The following is a 16,191-nucleotide window of genomic DNA, read 5'->3' on the forward strand; positions in this document are numbered from 1 at the left end:
TGTTCATTAAATGTATCGTTCAATTAGATAAATAACTATGATAAATATCAGTCTTGAACGGGCAAAATTAAAAAGGGTATGGTGGTATAAATACTTAAATCCAAAACAGCAGGTTCGTGTAATAGATGTTTAAAGAAGCTTCTTCTGTGATAGGCCATTGCAAACATTTTAATGTCTCGCTGAATTAAAAAATCTTGAATTACATTGATCTTATCTGAATAATTCCAAATATCATCAAAACTGTGTTGCGTTTTTGTTAAATATTTTTTCAATATTTTTTTATTGGAAACCTGATTAAGGTTCATTGTTTTTTCTTCGTTGATATGTAGTACCCGTATGGCGGCATCGGCAATAGAAGCAATTGATATAAGCATTGCTAAGGTATTTTTCGTACAGCCTTTCTTATAGTCGGTTATAAAGGCAATTTCATCAATTGGTGGGTACGCAATCTCTTTTGGTATGGCTAGTGAAGGACATTGTGTAATGGTATTAGCTATTTTTATCGAATTACTACCCATGAACAGTTCTTTTGCACCAGTTTTACCTTTGTTAACCAGTACTATAAGGTCTATTTGAAGACTGTCTATAGTTTAAGAAATAACACTGGATATGGTTCCTTTACTTAATATGGTATTGAACTTATGTTTTTTATTGTCTGTTTAGAGAACTATTTTATGAACTGTTTCTATAAGATTTTCTTACGATGTGGTTCGTAATCTTGATAGTTCTTTTCACCTACAAAAGAACGTTTCTCGGACCTGACGATGCCGTAAGGTCATCAATGATATGAATTAGATGAAAGGTGCATTGTTTCGACTTAAAAAATTGTGTAATGTAAAAGAGCGCATTATAGGTTCATTGGAAAAATCTGTTAATACTAATATGTTTTTAATTTCCATGTTTATAATTGTGGTATTACCATGAAAGGAATGGTAACATGAAAACCTATTTTCTTAATAACTGGTTCAATAAATAAACGCTCAAGAAAGGTGTGTTTATTTTGAACCATGACTAACATATTTATTTTTTGCTTTACTTGAAACTCATTTATTGCGGCTATAATTTCATTACTTGAAACTTCATGAAACAAGGCATTTTTTGATAAAACCTTTTCCAATTTCTCTTTATTTTTTAATTGTACGGGATTGAGTTCGTCTCCCGTAAAAACATGCATGACATTTACTTGAGATACGTGTGTATTTACAATTTTCAAAAGCTGTGATAAACTGTTTTTATCTAACTCGATTTCAAAATCGTTTGGAAAAAGTATTTGTTCTGGTGCTTCATACTCAAAGCAGAAGGAATAACTAAAACAGGACATTTAGCATTTTTGATTACATGTACGGTATTGGTGCCAAATAATATTTCTTTCGCACCGGTTGCACCCTGTGTACCCATAATTACTATATCGATACCTTCAGTTTCAACAGTTCTCGTAACTTCACTAGAAAGTACATTCAATGCAGAGTGGGTTATAAAAGTGTGCAATGGATTTTCAAAATCTTTTTGTAATTTTTTCTTTAAATCTTTAAGGTCATTTATGGAATTCTCTCTAACGATATCTCCAAGACCAATTTGGGCAGGACTACCCATTAGGTACTCGGTATGGTAAACAGGTGGCATGTAGCTATTTATAAGATAGAAAGTGCATTTTATATTCTTATATAGCGTTAGTGCGTAACGAATTGCAGTTAAAGAGTTTTTAGAAAAATCTGTAGGTAATAAAACACGTGTCATAGTCTTAATTATTTGATATATTGAAATTAAGTACAGTTGATGAATTATTGTATGATATTCGTCAGGTTCATTTCTTAAGAAATAACTTATTATTAATCATAAAAAAGGTACCCTATGAAAAGGAGTTTCAAAAAAAATATAGGTTCAGATAAGCCATCATTAGTCCATTTTTATGCAAATTGGTGTACTCCGTGCAAATTAATGACACCAATTCTTGAACAAATTGAAGAGGAAATGGGAGAAAGTTTAAACGTGATAGAAATAGATGTTGAAGTTAAAGAAAAGCTTGCCCAGAAATATAAAATTAAAAGTTTGCCTACACTGTTGATATTTAAAAATGGAGAGCCACTATGGCGCCAATCTGGCATGATACAAAAAGAGGATATCAAAAATGCCGTAATGGAATTGGCCTAATTCAAGGTATGTGTTTAATATATTTATTATGATAAATTAAATTTAAGACTCGTGAATAACGAGAAATGGAACTTTAGTATGATAACTTATTTTTTCTACTGTGGGCCTAAAAAGAATACGTTCTAAGAAATTGAGATTTTTAGCAACCATAACCAACAAATCTAGATTTCTACTTTCGGTAAAACACTGAATTGATTCATCAACTTTCTTGCCAGTAACCACATGAAATGAACATTCAATATCTTTATAATAGTCCATTAAAATTCTTTTATTATTTTCTTGAATGGGGCTTAATATTTCATTTTTAAGCGATACATAAAGTAAACGTAAAGCAGATTTTTTAAGCAATAGAACATCTTTTAGAGTTTCTAAAATTTTATGGTCATACGTTACTTGAAAATCTGAAGGGAAACCTATTTCCTTAATACCAGAATATACAGCATGTTCAGGTACAGCTAAAACAGTGCAAGGTACTTTTGTGATTACATCACCTGTATTACTACCAATAGATACGGATTTTAAACCAGTAGAACCTTTCGTACCCATAATAATCAGGTCAATATTTTTTTCTTTGAATTGCTGTTTTATATGGTCGGTTAAAAAACCATAGAGTGCAATAGTTTTGAACTCATGTTTTACATTTAAGGGTAAATGTTCTATTTTATTCATTAGCTTGTTAAGCTTCTCATTACTTTCTACCAATAAGCTTTCTTCCAAAATCTCTGGAGATAGAAACATAGCGGTTTCTCCACTTGTATTAGTGTTAACAGAATTTACATGAACAATATGAAAGGTACAATGTGTTTTTTTGAAAAACGAAATGCCATAAAGCAAGGCATTCCATGCGTTTTCTGAAAAATCAGTAGGGATTAGTATGTTTTTCATTATAATGCTTATTAATAATAAGGAAATATTTTAAAATTTATTGAGGCAAAAAGATTACGGGAATATTAGAATGAAAGGCTATTTTTTTAACAATTGCTTCTCCTATAACTTTTTCCCAGAAGGTATGATGATGCCGAATAATACTTAGAATAGTAGAATCTTTATTACCAACATATGTGTTAAGACTTTGAGAAATACTTATTTCGAATGGTACATTTTTAAATGTATAATTTAAACCTGCAAATCTTTCCTTTAATACAGTCTTGTTCATATTTTGGGTATCATTCAAATTAAACTCTATGGCCACATGAACAATTTCAATTGGAGCTTTCCAAAGTTTTGCAAGTTCTATGATTATATCTAATTCGTTCTTTTTAAATGTTTTAGCGAAATCTGTGGCGAGAATTATAGTACGTAGTTTTTGAAAATTGTAACCACTAGGTATGGCAAAAATTGGAATATTTTTTATTGTTTTTAATACTTTAACCGTATTACTTCCTAAGAAAACTTCTTTAGCGCCAGTAGCCCCTTGTGTTCCCATCAATACTAAATCAATATCATTCTGGCTAACGATATCTTTAACAGCTTCCTCTAAAGTCTCTGCCATAGATACAGTGGTAAGCTTATGCTTTGGGTTTTTATGATTAATCTCAAAATACTTGTACATTTCCTCTAATTCTTGTTCAGAATGCTTTGAAAGAGAATCATAAATTACACCCAATCGTTGTTGGCTTTTAGTTCCTAATAAGTTTAAAGTTGAAGGTTCATAAGCATGCAATAGGTAAAAATGACAATCTAGATCCGCATATATTTTTAAGGCTGTAAAAATTGCATTCCAGGCATTTTCTGAAAAATCTGTTGTTAATACTATTTTTTTCATTTGATTTTTTTTTAAGATTACCTCGTTAAATTTTGCATAACTAAAAAAGGGACAGTAAGTGTTAGTCCGATTTCATCAATTGTAGAACGGTACAGCATATCTTCCAAAAATGAATGTCTAGAATTAACCATAACCAAAAGATCCATATCATTTTCTTTAATGTAGGACATAATAGCTTTAGCTCTATTTTCTACACCAGTTACAACAAATGATAGCATTGCGTTAGGTAATGATTCTTTTAAAAATTTCTTATTATCTAATTGTCTTAGGCTTAAATCTTCAAAATCAGATATATATAAGCTGTGTATTTGTGCTTTAAATTGTGCTGCCAACATATCTAAAAGTTTAAGTTCTCTTCTTTTATAGGGTAACATGTAGTCGTTAGGGAAAAGAATCTTTTTTGGTTGACTGTATTCGTACCCGTCTGGAATTGCTAAAACTGGACACTTTACATATTTAAATACTTGAACTGTATTACTGCCGAAGGTTATACTAGAGCTGGCGGTTTTACCTTTTGTGCCCATAATAATAAGGTCAATATTTTTGATGTTCACAAAATTATTGACCGCATCTACCAAAGATTCAAATGATGTGATTAACTCGTATTGATGTTTAGGATTTTGGGTTCGCTCCTTTATTTCCATTATGAGCTTACTTAGTTCATTTTCTGAACTTTTTTTAATGGCTTGTTTTTCTTCCTCAAAAGAATCAATATCTAAATTATGAAACGGGCCATATACTTCATCTGCGTAAGCATGAATAAAATAAAAATTCGTACGCTCATATTTAAAAAGTTGCAAAGCATACGAAATAGCATGATTTACATTACTTGAAAAATCGGTAGGAATTAGAATATGCTTCATAGTTTCTTTTTGCACTCTAAAATTATTTGAGTGCCAAAAGAAAACCTATGATATTTATCATGCAGGCTATTTAAGTTAAGAAATACTAGAACAGATTAGGTAACATATTTAAGCACTTTAAGTTCTTTTATATGTATGTTTCTACCTTCTATTTCAATAAGCCCTTCCTTCTTAAAACCAGAAAGTGTTCTAATTAAACTTTCAGTCGCTATACCTGCAACACTGGCTAGATCGGCACGAGATATTCTAATGGGCTCAGTGGTATCATTATTCATGATTTCGGCAAATTGCAATAAGGTTTGAGCGGTTTTTTTGCGAACCGAACTATATGCCATTTGTAAAAGCTGATGTTTAATGTCTGAAATATTATCAGATAATAGCGCCATTAACTCTAAAGGAATAGAGTGGTTTTCAGAAACAATTTGGAGTAATTGCTCTTTGGTGATAGAAGCTAGTTCTACTGGTTCTAAAGCAGTAGCGGTTTCTTGATTTACAACATTATTCATCAAAGAAGTAAAGCCTAAAAAATCATCAGCATGATATAAAGAAGTAATAAGTTCTTTACCATCTTGATCCATGGTATGGCATTTTACGACACCTTTTAAAATAAGATATACATTGGTAGAACGTATGCCTTCTTGGTAAATGGTATCACCTTCATTTATGATAATTACCTCGCCATTATCGTCAAAATAATTTTTAAGTTGATTAAGGTTTCCGATTTTATCAGGGTCGTCTACTTGTTCTTGTTTATTAGTGTTAATGTTGTGTAGTAATTTTGCCTTAGCCAGTCGGCTTTCAATGGCACTTATTAATTCTTCTTCTTCAAAAGGTTTGGTTAAAAAATCATCGGCACCAAGGTCCATTCCTTTTCGAATAGATTTATGTTCTGTAATCGCTGAAAGAAAAATAAAGGGAATATGTAATGTACATGTATCGCTTGATAGTGCCTCTATTACACCATAGCCATCAACTTCGGGCATCATAATATCACAAACAATTAAATCTGGTAGTTTTTCTTTTGCGCTTTCGATACCAATTTTACCATTTGCTGCAGTAAAAACTTGATAGCCATATAGCTCTAAAAGTTCTGCTGTGTTTTCCTTTAGTATAATATCGTCTTCTATTAATAAAATGGTTTTCATTAGGTGTTGCTTTTAATATTATTTGGAATTTGTATTGTAAACGTAGAACCGATATTTTCTTGACTTTCAAAAGTAAGTGTTGCATCTAAATTTGATAGGTGTTGTTTAGAGATACTAAGACCAATACCAGTACCTTGATTTAGCAATGCATTTTCAGCCCTAAAATAGCGATCAAAAATAAACTTCTGCTGTTCATCGGGTATTCCTATTCCTCGATCGATAACTGATAGGACCAAAAATTCTTTTTCAATGGTAAAAAGTATTTTTATAGTTGAATCTTCTGGAGAATATTTAATGGCGTTTTGCAGCAAATTAGATAATGCCAAGGCTAAGGTTTTCTCATCAAATTTTATCACTATCTCATCTATATTGTCCGGGTAACGAATTTGCTGTCCATTTTTAAGAAGCATATTGGCATCGTAAACTACTTCATTGATTACTCTACTTAAAGGAAAATCTTCAACTACATAATTTACTTTACCCAATTCTAAACGTTCTACAGATAGAAAATCGTTAAGAATTGTATCTAACTGTCGTACCTTGGATTTTATAATTTCTACGTGTTTGTCACGTTTTTCTTGTTGCTCGGTTTCCTTGTATTTTGAGAGTAAGGTTACAGAGGTGAGTATACTACTTAGAGGAGTTTTAAACTCATGTGAAACCAACGACAGAAATCGTGTTTTAAGCTCGTTGAGCTCTTTTTCCTTTTCTAATGCATCTGTCAATTGTTTTGTACGCTCTTGAACGGTTCGTTCGAGATGTTGAGTGTAGTTTTTGCGATCTGTAATGTCGGTAACCAATGCCATTACATAAGTATTTCCATAAAGTACGAAAGGATTTAAACCAGCCTCAACAGGAAATTCTTCCCCATTCTTTCTAAGGCCACTTAAATCGAGACCATTACCCATTTTTCTTTTTTCACTTTTCTCCATAAAACTAGAAAAGTGGTCTGAATGTTTATGGTGGTATCTTTTAGGTATTATGCAGTCTAATGATTTTCCTATGAGTTCGTCTTTTTCATAATGGAACATTTCTTCTGCAGAAGAATTGGTAGCTACAATTACTTGTTGCGTGTTTACGAGAATAATACCTTCAGAAATCCCTTCTGATAATAGATTGAAAATATTACTGTTTTTTTCAAAAACATTCATTTTTAAATATAATCCTTAACTGATAATTATCATAGTAAAGTAGTTATTATTAAAGTAATTTTTCTAAATATTAATTTCAATTTTTAAGATATGTTAAACTCGCAAAAATTTGGTATTGAGCTTTATGAGAATTTAGGAAAGTTGTTCTATGCCATGGCTAGTACAGATGGCACCGTACATATAAAGGAAGTTGATCATCTACGATCCTATATTCGCAGTTATTGGTTAGATATTGATACTATTGAAGATGAATACGGCTCAGATGCCGCGTTTAGAATTGAAACCACCTTTGACTGGTGTTTAGAGTACGAGAAAGAAGCTAAAGATTGTTTTATACAATTTAAGGAGTTTTATGAGGAACATGTAAAGATGTTTACACCAGATATAAAAAGGTTGACTTTGGATACAGCTACTGCTATGGCAAACGCCTTTGCAGGTAAAAATAAGGCAGAGTTGATACTTCTTTCAAAAATTGAAATCTTATTTAGATAAACCAATGCAATCAATCTTCATTACAGCTACAAGACTGATATTCGTCATAGTAATTTGATAATGAACCATCTACTTTGGTAGAACAATTTAAATTTAGAAATCATGAAAAACAAAATATTTCTATGGGTATTTATCTTATTGGTTGTACTACCCATATCTGCACAGGTTTTACAAAATATTGATGAAATAGCCCCTTTTGGTGAAGGTTTGGCAGCTGTTCGCAAAGGCCAACAATGGGGTTTTGTAAATGAAAAGGGTGATATGGTAATTGATTTCCGAGATGATATTTATTGGAACCCAAAAGCAGACGTAACTAAAACAGATGTATTAGGTGTAAAATACCCAATGTTTAATGAAGGTTTGTGTCTTATTAAGAATACCGTAGAAGACGGTGTGCCTGTATTTGGTTTTATTGATAAAACTGGAGCAGTGGTTATAGAACCACAGTTTTTAAATATTTTTCCCTTTAAAAATGGGTATACCACCGCTGTTTTTTTTGAGAAAAATTTTAAGGGTGAAAATGAATTTAAGTTAAAGATTTATGAGTACAAATTTTTTGATGTCCGTTTAAATACTGCTGGTGAGATAACAGATTATTTCGAAAAAAGAGACCATATACAAATGACGATTAAGCGTTATGAAATGCCTGAAATTAGAGTAAAAATTATTAATGAAAATTTGGTAGCCACTCAAATAGAAGGAAAAGGTTGGTCAATTAACAAATTGTAAGTAATAAAATAATACATATGGAAAGATTAAAAGATAAGGTTGCTGTTATCACAGGAGGTACCGGAGGTATAGGTTTGGCAACAGCAAATCTATTTTTAAAGCATGGCGCTAAAGTTGTTTTAGTTGATAAAAATTCTGAATCTATTGAAAAATCACGTGCGGAACTAAACCATAAAAATGTCTCTTATTTTCAAGCCGATGTTTCAAAGAAAGAAGATACGATCAAGTTTCTTGATCATTCTTTAGAAACCTATGGTAAAATAGACATATTCTTTGCAAATGCAGGTATCGAAGGAGTATCAAGTCCTATTTCAGAATACCCTGAAGATGTATTCGATAGTGTAATTGCTGTAAACTTAAAAGGAGTTTGGTTGGGTTGTCAATATATTATTCCAAAGATGGAAGATGGGGGCAGTGTCATTATCACATCTTCAGTCGCAGGCTTAAAAGGTTTTGCGGGTTTAGGCGCATATGTAGCTACTAAACACGCAGTTGTGGGTATTATGAGAGTTGCTGCTGTCGAGAATGCTTCTAGAAAAATACGGGTGAATACAATACACCCTGGTCCAGTTGATAATGAAATGATGCGTAGAATAGAAAGCGATATGTCTCCTGATAGTCCTGAGGTTGTTAAAGATGGTTTTATCGCAGCCGTACCTTTTGGTCGTTATGCTACTTCAAAAGAGATTGGTGAATGTGCATTGTTTTTGGCATCTGATGAAAGTAAATTCATTACGGGCTGTACACATTTAGTTGATGGAGGTATGCTGAATGCTTAAATGGTGATTCTACAAAAAGCATGAATGATTTAAGACTTGAATATATGAATGATATCATTTATATATTCAAGTCTTGTAATTAAAAATAGTACTTTAGAAATAAAATCGGCCTTTATGATAGTTCATAATTTAGGAAAGGAAAATTCAATTCTTAATCAGTTTATTTCGGAAATACGTGATTCGCAAGTTCAAAAAGATGCTATGCGTTTTCGACGAAATATTGAACGTATAGGCGAAGTTCTTGGTTATGAATTAAGTAAAGAATTAACATATAATCCGGCAATGGTTAAAACACCCTTAGGTGTTAAAGAAATGAATCTTAATCGAGATTCGTTGGTAATATGTTCTATTCTAAGGGCTGGTTTACCACTTCATCAAGGACTTTTAAATTATTTTGATACCGCCGAGAATGGCTTTATATCTGCTTTTCGAAAACATGAAGGAAATAGCGATAATTTTGAGGTAATCGTAAAATATTTTGCTGCACCATCTTTAGAGGGTAAAATATTAGTGCTTACAGATCCTATGTTAGCTACTGGTAGAACATTAGAAAATGTACTATTGACATTGAAAGACCATGGAACTCCAACAGCTATTCATATCATTTCGGTTATAGGGTCTCAGCAGGGTATTGAGTATCTAGATAATATCTTTCCAGGGCATACCCATTTATGGATTGCCGCCATTGATCAAGAATTAAATTCACGGGGTTATATAGTACCAGGTATTGGCGATGCCGGTGATTTGGCTTTTGGTGAAAAATTATAATAAACCTTAATTCTTATTTTTAGAGCGTTTCACCCATTTTACCGATTCATACCATAATACGGAAAAACCACCAACTAATAAGGATATTCCCAATTGATCAATGGATAGACTTTCAAATTCAAAAAAGTGTGTAAAAGCTGGAATATAAAGTAATAGTAGTGAAAGTGTTAGAGTGATTCCAATAATTAATGGAACCAAGGAATTCTTGTAATTCAGGGTGGTGAAAATGGAATAATAAAAAGAACGATTGACCAAGGTTAAAAAGATATTTGCAAATATTAAAACCATAAATACCATTGTTCTAGTTACACTTTCTGAGAAAACATTTATAACCGAATATTGATAAACAGAAAGTGCACCTAGTGTTATAATTAGACCTTGTATGATACTGGTAAATAGTTCTTTGTAGTTGAAAAATGTTGTTGAAAAAGGTCTAGGCTTTTTAAGCATCAGATTTTTCTCCATAGGCTCATTTTCAAAAATGATAGAACATGTAGGTCCCATGATTAATTCAAGTAATATAACGTGAGAAGGCGAGAATATATTTGGATAAACCCAACGCAATGCCAATGGAATAAACACGGTAAGAATGATCGGTATGTGAATTGAAATAATATATTGAATAGCTTTTTTTAAATTGGTGTAAATTTTTCTACCCATAGCAATGGCATCGACCATTTTAGAGAGGTCATCATCTACTAAAATGAGGGATGCTGCCTGTTTTGCTATCTCAGTACCCTTTTTACCCATGGCAATACCAATATGGGAAGCTTTTAATGCAGGGCCGTCATTGACACCATCGCCCGTCATGGCAACTACCTCGTTATTTTTCTTAAGTGCATTTACGATTCTCAGTTTTGCATCAGGAAACATTCTCGAGTACACATTAATATCCTTTACTTTCTCTTGCAATTCAGCATCGGTTAGTTGCATTAACTCATCGCCAGATATACATTTTTCAAATCCTTTAAAGTTAATTTGTTTTGCTATAGCGATTGCTGTATTGGCATTGTCGCCTGTAACCAATTTCACATGAATACCTGCACTTTCAAAATTTTTTAGTACTTGAGGAATGTTTTCTTTTGGCGGGTCGTAAAAGGCTATGATACCTTTAAATTCAAATTTGAAATCTTGTTGTTGCTTCGGGTATTCCATTCCGGTAAAAATACCATTACCAACCGCTAATAATCTGTATCCTTCTTTTCCTAAATTTAAAATAGTCTCTTGCAGTATTTTTATTTCTGAAGGTGTTAGTTTCGATACCGCAATTATTGCTTCAGGAGCACCCTTGGTCGCTACGATAAGGTTGCCCGTTGTATTTTCAAATAGATGGGTCATCATGGGCGGTTTACCACCTAATGGGTATTCATGTACCATCTTATAATTTGGGCGTTCATCTTTAGTGGATAATTTACCATAGGCATTATGCAGGGCAACTTCCATTGGGTCAAAAGGTATAGGTTCACTGGCCCACATTGCCATTGTAATTAAATCCTTTTCTTTGGTTTCGAGATGTTCATCAGCATTTTTTACTTGCCCTGTTTCTAAGGTGAAAAGTTTGGCCAAGGCCATTTTATTTTGGGTAATTGTACCTGTTTTATCAGTGCAGATAACAGTTGCGCTACCTAATGTTTCTACTGTTTTCATTTGCTTTACAACAATGCCCATTTTCATAAGTCGCCATGCACCTAAAGCCATAAAAGTGGTAAATGCAACAGGAATTTCTTCAGGAAGAATACTCATTGCTAAAGTAAGGGCCTGTAATAGACTTTCTAGTATTTCTCTTGAACGGAGATAGTTTATAGTCCACACCAGCAGAAATATAACGCCTCCCCAAATAGACATCAATTTCACGAAGTTGAAGATTTTTAATTCCAAAGGAGTTTTTTCTTCGGTTATTCCCACAAGGCTTTTTCCTATTTTTCCAAGTTTTGTTAAATTTCCTATAGCGGTAATTCTGGCTATGGCTAATCCGCTAGCGACCGTACTTCCTGTTAAGATTGAATTATCTGAACTAGAAGCGTCTTTGTAAATGGAAAGGGATTCTCCTGTTAAAACGGATTCATCGACCGAGAAATCATTTGAATGTACAATGGTTCCATCGGCAGAGATAGTGGTACCTTCTTCTACCATAAGATAATCACCAACGACTATGTCTTGACTATCAATTTCAACAATGGAACCAGAACGGATTACCTTACTTTTAGGATGTGTTAGATTTTTAAGATTTTCTAACGCTTTTCTACTTCTCGAATCTTGATAAAGTGAAATAGAGCCAACAAGAATAATGGCAGAAGCTAAAAAAATGCCATCTCCCCAGTTAGCGGTCATAAAATATATAGAGGAGGCAACTAGTAATAATATAACCATGGGTTCTTTAGCGATGCTTTTGAGAGCATCTAAAAAGCTATTTTCTTTTTTGTAGTTGAAGGTGTTTGAACCATATTTTTCTCGTGAAGTTTTAACTTCTTTATCTGTAAGGCCAGATATTCCGAAATCCTTGGGACTATTCATAAACTGTTGTTAGCGTAGTATATAAAGGTTTTAAATAACCTATGGTCTTGTCTAAATTATAGTAAAGCCTACTTGAATATACTGATATTTATCATATTAATTGAAGGAATAAGATTGCACTTTTATACTGGGATTAATCCTTTAAGTTTATAATTATGGAAACAGAAATAAATGATCTTCGTATGATAATGAAAGAAACGTATTCAAAATTAGTCTTTTTTAAAAGTGAGAATAATCAGAAGTCTTTTAATAAAGAGCTTTTGAAAATTGTTCCAAAAATTTATCGGTATGTATCTAAACGATTGAACAGCGCAGTGGCAAACGGAGAATTGAATAAAGGCATGTTTAATCCAAATGATTTCACGGATCAATTATTTATTGAAGTCTATGATCATTTAAAAGAAATAAATAACGAAAATGAACTACATGCTTTTCTTTATAAAAAAGTAGATCAATTATTGGAAGATAGTTTGGTAGAGGAAGAGTTTGACCATGTATTTTTTGATAATATCGACACATACACCCAACCAGAGTGGGATGCTATGGAGGAGAAATATAGCAGAGACGGTGATGGTGATTTTGTGATGCTTGAAGAAATGGATGATAGATCCTTAAATAAGGATGACTTAACCCTTGACCATGTTTTTATTACGGATGAAGAAAAAGATCTGGCAGAAAAATTAGATGCTTCATTGAATAAAGATGGTATTGCACGCCATGTGCAGTTAGTTCTTGATAAGATGAATACACGAATGAGAACAATTTTTCAACTTTTTGCAAATGAGGGATTTACTTTAAATGAGATTGCAAATATTAGAGATGCCAAGCTTAGCGAAGTGGAGAAAGATTTAAATGAGGCGCGTAAAATACTTAGAAACAGCATTGAAAAGCGATTCTTAATTGATAGTAATTAGATTATATTTAAAATGCTCTCATTATTTAATGATAGCATTGTTATTGTTTAAGTGGTTTTTATTTTTTGGACTAAATTCTAATAATCGTTTTTTCGAAGCTTTCCAGTTAATTCCTTAATTTTCATTCGAAATACAATAGGAGCATCTTCGGCATCAATTTTTGCAGAAAACTCACTAATATATTTTGGGTGTTCACCATAGTTGTTTTTTATAACTTTCTTCACTCCTTCAGAAAACTCATGAAGCATATGTTTTGCATCAATACGAGAGAGTTCTTCAAAAGTACCCTGTACGAGTACCGACTTCCAATTCGAGATAGAGGCAATTTCATCGACTGCTAAACAAACGGCTGTATTTTTTCTCATCTCTTGAATTTTATGGCCTTCAGAAGAATAGCTGGTAATAGTATTGGTCTCCGAATCGTAGAAATAAGTGATGGGAACAATATGTGGATATCCACCTGAAATATAAGCTAGTCGCCCTATATAGTTATGCTCAAGGAGTGCTGCACATTCCTTTTCATCCAAATTTCTTCTCATGACCTTTTTGTATTTAATAATCCGATAAATGTATAGATCATTGAAATAGTGGCACATGATATTGGTCAGTAATAACGAAAATTAAAGAATCTACGAATTCTAGTTCATGCCCAACGTATACTAAAAGCCTCCATAATTACCGATTGTTCAAAGTTAGATTTGACTTCAAATAATACTAATCTAAAAAGGAGCCAAAAATTTATCTTCCAATAATATTTACCAGCTCATTTTTGATAATCAAGGATTCCTATGGGCAGGTTCTGAACGGGGAGTAGATAAAATAGAATTGAATACATCTAACGAGATTGTAGACGTTTATCACTTTGGTAGAAATGACGGATTTCTAGGTATAGAAACATGTTTAAATGCAGTGGATATAAATGAATAGGGCAATCTATGGTTTGGTGCTATTTATGGATTGACAAAACATATACCTAGTGAAAGTAAAAAAACAGCTGCACCACCAAAAATTTATTTTACAGGAGTAGAGGAGCGTTATAAAAATATAGACTCCATTAATTTAAAAGAATGGACAAATAGTAATAAAATACTTCAATTAACTCCTGATCAAACGCAATTAGGTTTTTCGTTTAGAACAGTAGATGTCGACCACCCAAAAGAAATTGAATATAGAACTAGATTAGATGATACCCAATGGAGTCCTTGGGTAAAGGAGAACATGCAAATTTTTTTCCGGGCTAGCCTACGGTCCACATTCATTTTTGGTACAATCTAGAAATTACAGATGGCAAGAAAGTGAACCTATAGAATTTAATTTTTTTATTGATAGTCCACTGTACCAAAAATCTTGGTTTCAATGGTCTGTTTTAGCGCTATTATTTTTTATATTTCTGGCCTTTGGACTTTAGTACATCAAAAAAATAAAAGCAAGGAATAACGCGGAACAAGAGCAGTTGAAAACTCAGAATTACCTACTTACGTTAGAGCAAAAAGCATTGCGTTCGCAAATGAATCCGCATTTTATATTCAATGTGCTAAATGGCATAAAAGCCATGGTGGGCATCAAACCATAAAAAATGAATGCTACCATTAATAGTTTTGCCATTTTATTTAGAGAAACACTGCAGAATTCAAGAAAGGAACATATTGGTTTAGATCAAGAAATTAAGGTGTTAGGACATTACGTAGAAGTAGAGCAGTTAATGGCCCAGAAACCTTTTGAATGTAATTTTGATATACAAACAACGCCAGATCCAGAAGAAATTTTGATTCCACCAATGTTGATACAACTATTTGTAGAAAATGCAATAAGGCATGGTATTTTAAAAGGAGATAAAAATGGCAAGCTGCAAATAAAGTTCAGAACCACTAAAACCCATTTGCATTGTAGTATTATTGACAATGGTTTGGGTATTTTTAAATCACAAAATGAAAAGTCTAAAACAGACCATCAATCTATGGCATTGACAGTGACCAAAGAACGATTGGAGTCTATTGCAAGTATAGACACTTTACATATTACAGAACTTAAAAATGAAGATGGTAGCATTGAAGGTATAAAGATTACCTTTAAAATACCTTTGTTAACGGATTATTAGAATCCTAAACACACAGCAATTATTGTAGAAGATATGATTGATGCCCTAACCCTTTTAAAGAAGGATGTAGAAGTACAGCATCCAGATATTGAAATAATTGCAACGGCACAGAGTGTAGTGGAAGCTGCGAAAATACTTCGTAAAATCCAACCCGATATTTTGTTTTTGGATATTATCCTCGGTGGACGGTACAGGGTTTGATATTCTAACGATTTTTCCAGATTTAAAATCCAAAATAATCTTTGTAACGGCAAGTGACGAATTTGCCATACGGGCGTTTAAGTTCGCTGCTATAGACTATGTGCTAAAACCTTATACGCACGAAGATTTAAGTTTGGTGATCCAAAGAGCAAAAGAACAATTGCAACCTAATAAAGAACGTCTACAAATTTTAAAGGAAACCATTTCTGCTCCAGAGAAGAAACCTAACAAGATATCTTTACATGCGCTAGACCAAATTATTATTGTAAGCCTGGATGAAATTATTCGGTGTGAGTCGGACAGTAATAACACTATTTTTCATCTTCAGAATAAACGCAAGATTTTCGTAACAAAGACCTTAAAATATTTTGCAGATTTATTGAGCAGTCATGATTTTGTACGTGTGCATCAAAGTCATTTAGTGAATCTTCAATGCATCAGCGCCTATATAAAAACCGATGGTGGTTATTTAATGTTGAAGAATGGAGAAAACGTACCGGTGTCTGTCCTTAAGAAAACCGAGATAATCGAGATTTTGGATAAGATGCATCGGTAATTAAAAAAATAATATATTCAATTGTCGATTTCCCTTCCACGCTGTTGAAAAACAAAAATTCTAGG

The 16,191-nt window shown here is 32.7% G+C and carries 20 protein-coding genes; 10 read left to right on the forward strand and 10 right to left on the reverse strand.

Going from position 1 to position 16,191, the window contains the following annotated elements; translation table 11 throughout:
* Positions 1-47: 47 nt before the first annotated feature.
* From AACZ49_RS14585 to AACZ49_RS14595, 3 genes are all read right to left on the reverse strand, one after another.
* A complete protein-coding gene (locus tag AACZ49_RS14585; protein WP_339656391.1) occupies positions 48-518 on the reverse strand; it encodes a hypothetical protein in 471 nt (156 codons plus the stop codon).
* Between the two features lie 383 nt (positions 519-901).
* A complete protein-coding gene (locus tag AACZ49_RS14590) occupies positions 902-1,321 on the reverse strand; it encodes a universal stress protein (protein WP_339656618.1) in 420 nt (139 codons plus the stop codon).
* Complete coding sequence (locus AACZ49_RS14595; protein WP_339656394.1) at positions 1,237-1,737, reverse strand: universal stress protein; 501 nt, start codon at positions 1,735-1,737, stop codon at positions 1,237-1,239. Before AACZ49_RS14595 ends, AACZ49_RS14590 begins: the two co-directional genes overlap by 85 nt.
* A 114-nt stretch (positions 1,738-1,851) precedes the next feature.
* Between AACZ49_RS14595 and trxA the strand changes: the two genes are divergently transcribed.
* A complete protein-coding gene (gene trxA, locus AACZ49_RS14600; RefSeq protein WP_339656396.1) occupies positions 1,852-2,151 on the forward strand; it encodes a thioredoxin in 300 nt (99 codons plus the stop codon).
* Between the two features lie 42 nt (positions 2,152-2,193).
* Here the strand turns inward: trxA and AACZ49_RS14605 are convergent, their stop codons facing one another.
* The 5 genes from AACZ49_RS14605 to AACZ49_RS14625 all read right to left on the reverse strand — a co-directional run bounded on the left by AACZ49_RS14605 (position 2,194) and on the right by AACZ49_RS14625 (position 7,075).
* Positions 2,194-3,036 (reverse strand): universal stress protein, encoded by an 843-nt coding sequence (locus tag AACZ49_RS14605; protein WP_339656399.1) that lies wholly within the window; start codon positions 3,034-3,036, stop codon positions 2,194-2,196.
* Positions 3,037-3,073: 37 nt separating this feature from the next.
* Positions 3,074-3,916 (reverse strand): universal stress protein, encoded by an 843-nt coding sequence (locus AACZ49_RS14610; RefSeq protein WP_339656402.1) that lies wholly within the window; start codon positions 3,914-3,916, stop codon positions 3,074-3,076.
* Positions 3,917-3,933: 17 nt separating this feature from the next.
* Positions 3,934-4,779 (reverse strand): universal stress protein, encoded by an 846-nt coding sequence (locus AACZ49_RS14615; RefSeq protein ID WP_339656405.1) that lies wholly within the window; start codon positions 4,777-4,779, stop codon positions 3,934-3,936.
* Between the two features lie 95 nt (positions 4,780-4,874).
* Positions 4,875-5,924 (reverse strand): response regulator, encoded by a 1,050-nt coding sequence (locus AACZ49_RS14620; RefSeq protein ID WP_339656408.1) that lies wholly within the window; start codon positions 5,922-5,924, stop codon positions 4,875-4,877.
* Entirely contained in the window at positions 5,924-7,075 is a 1,152-nt protein-coding gene (locus tag AACZ49_RS14625) for a PAS domain-containing sensor histidine kinase (protein WP_339656411.1), read from the reverse strand. The genes AACZ49_RS14620 and AACZ49_RS14625 overlap by 1 nt, the downstream gene beginning before the upstream one ends.
* A gap of 90 nt (positions 7,076-7,165) precedes the next feature.
* On the opposite strand from AACZ49_RS14625, the gene AACZ49_RS14630 reads away from it, so the two are divergent.
* The 4 genes from AACZ49_RS14630 (at position 7,166) to upp (ending at position 9,843) form a co-directional block, all read left to right on the forward strand.
* Complete coding sequence (locus AACZ49_RS14630; protein ID WP_339656414.1) at positions 7,166-7,567, forward strand: hypothetical protein; 402 nt, start codon at positions 7,166-7,168, stop codon at positions 7,565-7,567.
* Between the two features lie 102 nt (positions 7,568-7,669).
* On the forward strand, positions 7,670-8,296 hold the full coding sequence (locus AACZ49_RS14635) for a WG repeat-containing protein (protein WP_339656417.1): 627 nt from the start codon (positions 7,670-7,672) through the stop codon (positions 8,294-8,296).
* 17 nt (positions 8,297-8,313) lie between these two features.
* Positions 8,314-9,075 (forward strand): SDR family oxidoreductase, encoded by a 762-nt coding sequence (locus tag AACZ49_RS14640; RefSeq protein WP_339656420.1) that lies wholly within the window; start codon positions 8,314-8,316, stop codon positions 9,073-9,075.
* 114 nt (positions 9,076-9,189) lie between these two features.
* Positions 9,190-9,843, forward strand: coding sequence for a uracil phosphoribosyltransferase (gene upp, locus AACZ49_RS14645; RefSeq protein ID WP_339656423.1), 654 nt, complete (start codon positions 9,190-9,192; stop codon positions 9,841-9,843).
* Positions 9,844-9,849: 6 nt separating this feature from the next.
* On the opposite strand, the gene AACZ49_RS14650 is transcribed toward upp, so the two are convergent.
* Positions 9,850-12,357 carry a cation-translocating P-type ATPase gene (locus tag AACZ49_RS14650; protein ID WP_339656426.1) on the reverse strand — a complete coding sequence of 836 codons (2,508 nt, stop codon included), beginning with the start codon at positions 12,355-12,357 and terminating at the stop codon, positions 9,850-9,852.
* Positions 12,358-12,512: 155 nt separating this feature from the next.
* Here AACZ49_RS14650 and AACZ49_RS14655 point away from each other — a divergent pair, with 155 nt between their 5' ends.
* A complete protein-coding gene (locus tag AACZ49_RS14655; RefSeq protein WP_339656429.1) occupies positions 12,513-13,271 on the forward strand; it encodes a sigma-70 family RNA polymerase sigma factor in 759 nt (252 codons plus the stop codon).
* Between the two features lie 77 nt (positions 13,272-13,348).
* Here the strand turns inward: AACZ49_RS14655 and AACZ49_RS14660 are convergent, their stop codons facing one another.
* Positions 13,349-13,810 (reverse strand): pyridoxamine 5'-phosphate oxidase family protein, encoded by a 462-nt coding sequence (locus AACZ49_RS14660; RefSeq protein ID WP_339656432.1) that lies wholly within the window; start codon positions 13,808-13,810, stop codon positions 13,349-13,351.
* 418 nt (positions 13,811-14,228) lie between these two features.
* On the opposite strand from AACZ49_RS14660, the gene AACZ49_RS14665 reads away from it, so the two are divergent.
* The 4 genes from AACZ49_RS14665 (at position 14,229) to AACZ49_RS14680 (ending at position 16,126) form a co-directional block, all read left to right on the forward strand.
* Positions 14,229-14,546 (forward strand): hypothetical protein, encoded by a 318-nt coding sequence (locus AACZ49_RS14665; RefSeq protein WP_339656434.1) that lies wholly within the window; start codon positions 14,229-14,231, stop codon positions 14,544-14,546.
* A gap of 301 nt (positions 14,547-14,847) precedes the next feature.
* Positions 14,848-15,369, forward strand: a complete 522-nt coding sequence (locus tag AACZ49_RS14670; protein ID WP_339656437.1) for a hypothetical protein — start codon at positions 14,848-14,850, stop codon at positions 15,367-15,369.
* 33 nt (positions 15,370-15,402) lie between these two features.
* A complete protein-coding gene (locus AACZ49_RS14675; RefSeq protein WP_339656440.1) occupies positions 15,403-15,570 on the forward strand; it encodes a hypothetical protein in 168 nt (55 codons plus the stop codon).
* Entirely contained in the window at positions 15,551-16,126 is a 576-nt protein-coding gene (locus AACZ49_RS14680) for a LytTR family DNA-binding domain-containing protein (protein WP_339656443.1), read from the forward strand. Before AACZ49_RS14675 ends, AACZ49_RS14680 begins: the two co-directional genes overlap by 20 nt.
* Positions 16,127-16,191 lie beyond the last annotated feature (65 nt).

Origin of the sequence: uncultured Maribacter sp. (assembly GCF_963975365.1) — a bacterium.
In the GTDB taxonomy this organism is placed as follows: domain Bacteria; phylum Bacteroidota; class Bacteroidia; order Flavobacteriales; family Flavobacteriaceae; genus Maribacter.

What these genes read in the sequence shown, in the direction of transcription:
- AACZ49_RS14610 (WP_339656402.1), bottom strand. Translation starts at nt 3,916, where the DNA reads ATGAAAAAAATAGTATTAACAACAGATTTTTCAGAAAATGCCTGGAAT.
- AACZ49_RS14605 (WP_339656399.1), bottom strand. Translation starts at nt 3,036, where the DNA reads ATGAAAAACATACTAATCCCTACTGATTTTTCAGAAAACGCATGGAAT.
- AACZ49_RS14585 (WP_339656391.1), bottom strand. Translation starts at nt 518, where the DNA reads ATGGGTAGTAATTCGATAAAAATAGCTAATACCATTACACAATGTCCT.
- AACZ49_RS14595 (WP_339656394.1), bottom strand. Translation starts at nt 1,737, where the DNA reads ATGACACGTGTTTTATTACCTACAGATTTTTCTAAAAACTCTTTAACT.
- AACZ49_RS14640 (WP_339656420.1), top strand. Translation starts at nt 8,314, where the DNA reads ATGGAAAGATTAAAAGATAAGGTTGCTGTTATCACAGGAGGTACCGGA.
- AACZ49_RS14655 (WP_339656429.1), top strand. Translation starts at nt 12,513, where the DNA reads ATGGAAACAGAAATAAATGATCTTCGTATGATAATGAAAGAAACGTAT.
- AACZ49_RS14630 (WP_339656414.1), top strand. Translation starts at nt 7,166, where the DNA reads ATGTTAAACTCGCAAAAATTTGGTATTGAGCTTTATGAGAATTTAGGA.
- AACZ49_RS14615 (WP_339656405.1), bottom strand. Translation starts at nt 4,779, where the DNA reads ATGAAGCATATTCTAATTCCTACCGATTTTTCAAGTAATGTAAATCAT.
- trxA (WP_339656396.1), top strand. Translation starts at nt 1,852, where the DNA reads ATGAAAAGGAGTTTCAAAAAAAATATAGGTTCAGATAAGCCATCATTA.
- upp (WP_339656423.1), top strand. Translation starts at nt 9,190, where the DNA reads ATGATAGTTCATAATTTAGGAAAGGAAAATTCAATTCTTAATCAGTTT.
- AACZ49_RS14670 (WP_339656437.1), top strand. Translation starts at nt 14,848, where the DNA reads ATGAATGCTACCATTAATAGTTTTGCCATTTTATTTAGAGAAACACTG.
- AACZ49_RS14620 (WP_339656408.1), bottom strand. Translation starts at nt 5,924, where the DNA reads ATGAAAACCATTTTATTAATAGAAGACGATATTATACTAAAGGAAAAC.
- AACZ49_RS14660 (WP_339656432.1), bottom strand. Translation starts at nt 13,810, where the DNA reads ATGAGAAGAAATTTGGATGAAAAGGAATGTGCAGCACTCCTTGAGCAT.
- AACZ49_RS14635 (WP_339656417.1), top strand. Translation starts at nt 7,670, where the DNA reads ATGAAAAACAAAATATTTCTATGGGTATTTATCTTATTGGTTGTACTA.
- AACZ49_RS14590 (WP_339656618.1), bottom strand. Translation starts at nt 1,321, where the DNA reads ATGTCCTGTTTTAGTTATTCCTTCTGCTTTGAGTATGAAGCACCAGAA.
- AACZ49_RS14625 (WP_339656411.1), bottom strand. Translation starts at nt 7,075, where the DNA reads ATGAATGTTTTTGAAAAAAACAGTAATATTTTCAATCTATTATCAGAA.
- AACZ49_RS14650 (WP_339656426.1), bottom strand. Translation starts at nt 12,357, where the DNA reads ATGAATAGTCCCAAGGATTTCGGAATATCTGGCCTTACAGATAAAGAA.
- AACZ49_RS14675 (WP_339656440.1), top strand. Translation starts at nt 15,403, where the DNA reads ATGATTGATGCCCTAACCCTTTTAAAGAAGGATGTAGAAGTACAGCAT.